We start from the raw sequence: 7081 nt of genomic DNA, 5'->3' as shown, positions 1-7081 counted from the left end.
ACGGGGCCCCCCGGGCGGGGGGGGGGGGGGGGGGTGGGCGGCGCGGCCCCCCCCCCGGCGGGGGGCCGGGGCCCCCCCGGGGGGGGGGGGGGGGGGGGGCGGGCCCGCGCGCGGGGCCCCCCACCTCCGACGGCGGGAGCGGCTCGGATGCCGGGTCTCGGGCCGCTGCGCCCGGCGTACGCCGCGGCGGCCCGGCCTGGGTCCCGGCCGGGTCCGGAGCCCGGAGCGGCGGCCGGAACGCAGCGGCCCGGGCCCGTGTCCGCAGGGCCCGGTTTCCGCAGGGCCCGATGTCCGCAGGGCCCGATGTCCGCAGGGCCCGTGTCCGCGGGGCCGGTGTCCGCGGGGGCGGTCGGTCAGCCGTACGTGTCTCCCGGGCCCGTGCTGCCCGGCGCCCGCCAGGGCCCGTACCGCTTCGGCCGCCCGCCCGGCCCCTGCACCTTGATCATCCGTACGGTGCCCTGCCCCAGGTCCGCGTTGAGCCGGGCAACCAGCTGCGGGGCCAGCAGCTTCAGCTGCGCGGCCCACGCCGAGGAGTCGCACCGCACGAGCAGCTCCCGCTCCTCGTACCGCTCCGGCACGCAGTGCGCCGCGATATCCGGCCCGACGATCTCCGACCAGCGCTCCATCACGCCCGCCACCGCCATCGGCATCTCCCAGCCGCGCTCCGTGCGCAACCGGTCCAGCGCCGCCATCAGCGGCATCGGGTCCCGCCCGTCCGCGCGCGCGCCCGACCGCAACCCGGGCTGCTGCTGCCGCTTGCGGCCGCCCGCCGCTAGGCCGCGGGCCCGGGCCTGCTCCCGCGCCGCCGCCAGCGCCTGCCGCGCCAGGTCCACCCCGGACCCTTCCGGGGCCTTGCGCCGCTGCTCGTCGTGGTCGTTCACAACCGGGTCACCTCACCACCGGACACCCCGAACCGCGCCCCCGCCAGCACACCCGGAACGTCATCGTCCACCGCCGCCGTCACCAGGACCTGCTCGCCCGGTGCCACCAGCTCCGCCAGCCGCTCCCGGCGCCGCGCGTCCAGCTCCGCGAACACGTCGTCCAGGATCAGCACCGGCTCGGCACCCTCCGAGCGCAGCAGCTCGTACGAGGCCAGCCGCAGCGCCAGCGCGTAGGACCACGACTCCCCGTGACTGGCGTACCCCTTCGCCGGCAGCTCCCCGAGCCGCAGCAGCACGTCGTCGCGGTGCGGCCCCACCAGGGTCACGCCCCGCTCGATCTCCTGCTTGCGCACCTCCGCGAGGGCCGCCAGCAGCACCTCGTACAGCGCCTCGCGGGTCCGCGCCGCACCGCCGTCCACCGGCTCGCCCGCCGAAGAGCGGTACGCGAGCCCGAGCGGGCCGCCGCCGGGCGCGAGCTGCTCGTACGCCTTGTCGGCCAGCGGCAGCAGCGTCGCGATCAGGTCCAGGCGCTGCGCCAGCAGTTCCGCGCCGGCGCGCGCGAGGTGCTGGTCCCACACGTCGAGCGTGGAGAGGTCCATCGAGCGGCCGCCGTGCCGGCGGGCCATCGCCGCCGACTTCAGCAGCGTGTTGCGCTGCTTGAGCACCCGCTCGTAGTCGGAGCGGACCGCCGCCATGCGCGGCGAGCGCGCCGTGACCAGCTCGTCCAGGAAGCGCCGGCGCTCCCCCGGGTCGCCCTTCACCAGCGCCAGGTCCTCCGGGGCGAACAGCACCGTCCGCACGATCCCCAGCACGTCCCGGGGGCGGACCTGCGAGGAGCGGTTGATCCGGGCCCGGTTCGCCCGTCCCGGGTTCAGCTCCAGCTCCACCAGCTGCTGGCGCTCGCCCTGGGTCACGGCGGCGCGGATGATCGCCCGGTCCGCGCCCATCCGCACGAGCGGGGCGTCCGAGGAGACCCGGTGGCTGCCCAGCACGGCGAGGTAGCCGATCGCCTCGACGAGGTTGGTCTTCCCCTGGCCGTTGGGGCCCACGAACGCGGTGACGCCCGGGTCGAGGGGTACCTCGGCCCGGGCGTACGAGCGGAAGTCGGCCAACGAGAGATGCGAGACATGCATACGGCGCCGACCTCCCCCGGCTTCCCCTGTTGTACGTCGTGCTGTGCGGCTCGGGCGAGCCGAGCCGCCGCTTCTTCTACTTCTTCTACTTCTTCTCGACCGCGTGGCCGCCGAACTGATTGCGCAGCGCGGCGATCATCTTCATCTGCGGCGAGTCGTCCTGGCGCGAGGCGAACCGCGCGAACAGCGAGGCGGTGATCGCGGGCAGCGGCACGGCGTTGTCGATCGCCGCCTCCACCGTCCAGCGGCCCTCGCCCGAGTCCTGCGCGAAGCCCCGCAGCCGCTCCAGGTGCTCGTCCTCGTCGAGGGCGTTGACGGCCAGGTCCAGCAGCCAGGAACGGATGACCGTGCCTTCCTGCCAGGAGCGGAAGACCTCGCGGACGTCGGTGACCGAGTCCACCTTCTCCAGGAGCTCCCAGCCCTCGGCGTAGGCCTGCATCATGGCGTACTCGATGCCGTTGTGGACCATCTTCGCGAAGTGGCCGGCACCGACCTTGCCGGCGTGCACGGCGCCGAACTCGCCCTCGGGCTTGAGGGCGTCGAAGACGGGCTGGACGCGCGCCACGTCCTCCTTGGCGCCGCCGTACATCAGGGCGTAGCCGTTCTCCAGGCCCCACACGCCGCCGGAGACGCCGCAGTCGACGAAACCGATGCCCTTGGCAGCGAGCTCCTCCGCGTGCTTCTCGTCGTCGGTCCAGCGCGAGTTGCCGCCGTCCACCACGATGTCGCCCGGCGAGAGCAGCTCGCCGAGCTCGTCGACGGTGGACTGGGTGGCCGCTCCGGCGGGGACCATGACCCACACGACACGGGGGGCCTGCAGGCTGTCCACAAGCTCGTGCAGGCTGTGGACATCGGCGAGGTCCGGGTTGCGGTCGTATCCGATGACGGTGTGGCCGGCGCGGCGGATGCGCTCGCGCATGTTGCCGCCCATCTTGCCGAGACCGACGAGACCAAGCTCCATCAGGTGGTTCCTTAAGCGTTGTGGCCGTCTTTGCCGGTGTCCCCCTGGTGCCCGGGGACACCCCCGGCCCCGAGCCTACGCCCGGCCGGGCGTACCGGCTCCACGGGCGCGCGAGGTCCCGGACGCGACCAGGCCCGGTCCCGCGAGCCGCGGAACCGGGCCTGACCTGCGAGGACTCAACCGGAGAGGCGCACCGGCATGATCAGGTACTTGTAGGCCTCGTCCGCTTCGGCGTCGACCGCCGGACGGCCGCTGAGCAGCGCGGGCTTGGTGGAGGTGGTGAAGCTGAGCTGCGCGGCGGGCGAGTCGATCGCGCTCAGACCGTCCAGCAGGAAGGTCGGGTTGAAGGCGATCGAGATGTCGTCGCCCTCCAGCGTGGCGTCGACGCGCTCCACAGCCTGTGCGTCGTCGCTGGATCCGGCTTCCAGGATCAGCACGCCCTGCTCGAAGCTGAGGCGGACCGGGGTGTTGCGCTCGGCGACGAGGGCCACGCGCTTGACGGCCTCGACGAACGGGGCGGTCTCGATCACGGCGATGGAGTTGAACTCCGTCGGGAACAGCGTGCGGTACTTCGGCAGGTCGCCCTCGAGGAGGCGGGTGGTGGTGCGGCGGCCGGCGCCCTCGAAGCCGATCAGGCCCTCACCGGCGCCGGAGCCGGAGAGTGCCAGGGTGACGGTGTCACCGCTGGTCAGCGACTTGGCGGTGTCCAGGAGGGTCTTCGCGGGCACCAGGGCCACGGCGGAGGCGTCCGGGTTCTCCGGCTTCCACAGGAACTCGCGGACCGCGAAGCGGTAGCGGTCGGTGGAGGCGAGGGTGACGCGGTCGCCCTCGATCTCGATGCGGACACCGGTCAGCACGGGCAGCGTGTCGTCGCGGCCGGCGGCGATGGCGACCTGGGCGGCGGCGGAGGCGAAGACCTCGCCGGGGACGGTCCCGGTCGCGGTCGGCATCGTCGGCAGTGCCGGGTACTCCTCCACAGGCAGGGTGTGGAGTGTGAATCGCGAGGAGCCGCAGACCACGGTCGCCCGTACACCGTCTGTGGAAATCTCCACCGGGCGGTTGGGGAGGGCACGGCAGATGTCGGCGAGCAGCCGGCCGGAGACCAGGACCGTGCCGTCCTCCTCGACGTCCGCCTCGACGGAGACGCGGGCCGAGACCTCGTAGTCGAAGCCGGAGAGGCTCAGCGTGCTGTCCTCGGCCTTGAGCAGCAGGCCCGCGAGAACGGGCACCGGCGGCCGGGCCGGGAGGCTGCGGGCAGCCCAGGCCACCGCCTCCGCGAGTACGTCGCGCTCCACCCGGATCTTCACCGGAACCGCCTCCTGCTGTTTCTCGCTCGTCTGCCGGCCTTCGTCGTCGGCTCCGATGCCTCGATGCCGGGGACCAGTCTGACGTACGGCGCCGACAGGCGCTGCGGCTGTCGGTCAAGTCGGGAGCACAGCGGAGGAGAGCCCGCCCACCGAGTTGTGCACAGGACCCGCTTGAAAACCGAATCCGGACTCACTCTCTATGGGGGTAGTAGTAGGGGCTGTGGATACAGTGGATAACTCCGTTTTGGCAGGTCAGTGCCCGTTTTTTATCCACCGACCCTGTGGGTGACACCGGTGGACAACTCGGTGTCCCTGTGGAGAACGAAAAGTTCTGCACAGGCTGTCCCCAGGAGACCCCCACTAGTCCACAGGTGTGTCCCCAGCTTTTCCCCAGTACTCCACAACCCAAACGTCTACATCCGTGTGACCGCTTTCACTCGGGGCGGTGAGAGGGGGTGGCGTGTTGCCGAACAGTGGACAACGGTGTGGAGAAGTCCCCCGATCCTGTGCACAGGATGCGGCAACCTGTGGGTCAGCGGTGGACAGACTCGTGGACAGGGCTGTGGACGAATATTTTGTCCACAGCCTGTGGATAGTGTTTGTGCACAAATCCACAGGGGTGTGACCTGGCCTGATGGTTCCTCACCCGGCAGGCCTGTGGACAAATTGTGGGTGACGGTACGCGTCCCCAGGCTGTGGACGGAAGAAAGTCCCTGAATCTGTGGATGAGTTGCTCCTGAGGGGGCGTATTCGAACAGGTCAGGGGCGCACGAACGACGAAGGGCGCCCCCGGAGTGACCCGGGAGCGCCCTCTGAACGCGTGTGAAAGGGCCCTGGCGCGGCTCCATCCCCGTCTCCGGGGGCCGGCTCAGGCGTTCTTGATGCGGTTGGTGAGCTCCGTGACCTGGTTGTAGATGGAGCGCCGCTCGGCCATCAACGCGCGGATCTTGCGGTCCGCGTGCATGACGGTGGTGTGGTCGCGACCGCCGAACTGCGCCCCGATCTTGGGCAGGGAGAGGTCCGTGAGCTCGCGGCACAGGTACATGGCGATCTGGCGCGCCGTCACCAGCACGCGGCTGCGCGAGGAGCCGCACAGGTCGTCCACGGTCAGGCCGAAGTAGTCGGCGGTGGCCGCCATGATGTCGGAGGCGGTGATCTCGGGCGCGCTGTCCTCTCCGCCCGGGATCAGGTTCTTCAGCACGTCCTCGGTGAGGCCCAGGTCGACCGGCTGCCGGTTGAGGCTCGCGAAGGCCGTGACCCGGATCAGCGCCCCCTCCAGCTCGCGGATGTTGCGCGAGATGCGGGAGGCGATGAACTCCAGTACCTCCGGCGGGGCGTTGAGCTGCTCCTGGACGGCCTTCTTGCGCAGGATCGCGATCCGGGTCTCCAGCTCGGGCGGCTGGACGTCGGTGATCAGGCCCCACTCGAAGCGGTTGCGCAGCCGGTCCTCCAGGGTCACCAGCTGCTTGGGCGGCCGGTCGGAGGAGAGCACGATCTGCTTGTTGGCGTTGTGGAGCGTATTGAAGGTGTGGAAGAACTCCTCCTGCGTCGACTCCTTGCTCGCCAGGAACTGGATGTCGTCGACGAGCAGGATGTCCATCTCGCGGTACCGCTTGCGGAACGCGTCGCCCTTGCCGTCGCGGATCGAGTTGATGAACTCGTTGGTGAACTCCTCGGAGCTCACGTACCGCACGCGGGTGCCGGGGTAGAGGCTGCGCGCGTAGTGCCCGATGGCGTGCAGCAGGTGCGTCTTGCCGAGGCCCGACTCCCCGTAGATGAAGAGGGGGTTGTAGGCCTTCGCGGGTGCTTCGGCGACGGCCACCGCGGCCGCGTGCGCGAAGCGGTTGGACGCACCGATGACGAAGGTGTCGAAGAGGTACTTGGGGTTCAGCCGGGCGGTCGGCTCCAGCGGCCCCGAGGTGGAACCGCCGGACGGGCCCGGAGGCGCCGCGGGCCGGCCGGGCGACGGGCGGGGCGAGGGCTGCTCGTAGTGCTGCTGGTCGTAGGGGGACTGCTCGTACTTCTGCTGCTCGTACTTCTGCTGCTCGTAGCCGCCCTGGTCGTAGCCGGAGGGCTCGGACTGCTGGAGGTACCCGGGCTGCGGTGAGGCGTACGGGTCGCGCTCGGGGAAGTTGCCGAGGCGCGGCTGCTGCCAGCCGTAGTCGTCCTGCTGGCCTCCGCGCGGCCAGGCACCGGGCTCGGCGCGCGGCTGCTGGTAGTCCGGGTAGGCGGGTCGGGCGGTGGGGAGCTGGTCGTCGGACTGACCGCCGCCGGGCCCGGTGGGGCCGGGGCGCTGGCCGCCGTACGGCTCGTACGCGTCGCGCTGCTGGCCGGTCGGGGCGGGGGGCGAGGGTTCGCCGGCGGAGTCGTCCACGGTGATGGCGATCCGGATGGGGCGCCCGCACTCGCGGCTGAGCGCGTCACTGATCAGAGGGGCCAGCCGGCCCTCCAGGACGCGCTTCCCCCATTCATTGGGGACGGCGAGCAGCGCGGTGTCGGCGACGAGTGCCAGTGGTTGACAGCGCTCGACCCACTGCTTGTCCTTCGGCTCGATGCCCGGCTGTCCTTCCCCGAGGAGCTTTTCGAGCACCCTTGGCCACACTGCGGCAAGATCGGCAGGTACGTCAGCCACAGAGCACGCTCTCTCACAGGGGTCCCACGAATGTGTGGTTCTTTGGGACGGTCGGGACAAAAAATCCGGGGTCGGGCAACGGTAGTCAGGGCCACGGGTACGGTTCAAGTCGTTGTCCACAGCCTGTGCACAGTGTGCGGCACCGTAGGCTCGGTTTGACCGGATGG

Annotated in this window: 5 protein-coding genes; all 5 read right to left on the bottom strand. The window is 71.1% G+C overall.

The annotated features are described in order from the left end of the window. Positions 1-353: 353 nt before the first annotated feature. The 5 genes from ACWFQ8_RS09340 to dnaA all read right to left on the bottom strand — a co-directional run bounded on the left by ACWFQ8_RS09340 (position 354) and on the right by dnaA (position 6914). Positions 354-881: a DUF721 domain-containing protein gene (locus ACWFQ8_RS09340; protein ID WP_453785572.1), complete on the bottom strand. Its 528-nt coding sequence runs from the start codon at positions 879-881 to the stop codon at positions 354-356. Next, entirely contained in the window at positions 878-2014 is a 1137-nt protein-coding gene (gene recF, locus ACWFQ8_RS09335) for a DNA replication/repair protein RecF (RefSeq protein ID WP_453785571.1), read from the bottom strand. Before recF ends, ACWFQ8_RS09340 begins: the two co-directional genes overlap by 4 nt. 85 nt (positions 2015-2099) lie before the next feature. Continuing rightward, entirely contained in the window at positions 2100-2975 is an 876-nt protein-coding gene (gene gnd, locus ACWFQ8_RS09330) for a phosphogluconate dehydrogenase (NAD(+)-dependent, decarboxylating) (protein WP_453785570.1), read from the bottom strand. 176 nt (positions 2976-3151) lie between these two features. Continuing rightward, positions 3152-4282 carry a DNA polymerase III subunit beta gene (gene dnaN, locus ACWFQ8_RS09325; protein ID WP_453785569.1) on the bottom strand — a complete coding sequence of 377 codons (1131 nt, stop codon included), beginning with the start codon at positions 4280-4282 and terminating at the stop codon, positions 3152-3154. Positions 4283-5150: 868 nt separating this feature from the next. Further along, a complete protein-coding gene (gene dnaA / locus ACWFQ8_RS09320) occupies positions 5151-6914 on the bottom strand; it encodes a chromosomal replication initiator protein DnaA (protein WP_453785568.1) in 1764 nt (587 codons plus the stop codon). Between the last annotated feature and the right edge of the window lie 167 nt (positions 6915-7081).

This window comes from Streptomyces sp. NPDC055254 (assembly GCF_053606025.1).
The sequence above is the reverse complement of the archived record's forward strand: the minus strand, read 5'-3'. Positions and strand labels throughout refer to the sequence as shown.

Coding starts and splice junctions, on each gene's coding strand:
- gnd (WP_453785570.1), bottom strand. CDS start 2,975: ATGGAGCTTGGTCTCGTCGGTCTCGGCAAGATGGGCGGCAACATGCGC.
- recF (WP_453785571.1), bottom strand. CDS start 2,014: ATGCATGTCTCGCATCTCTCGTTGGCCGACTTCCGCTCGTACGCCCGG.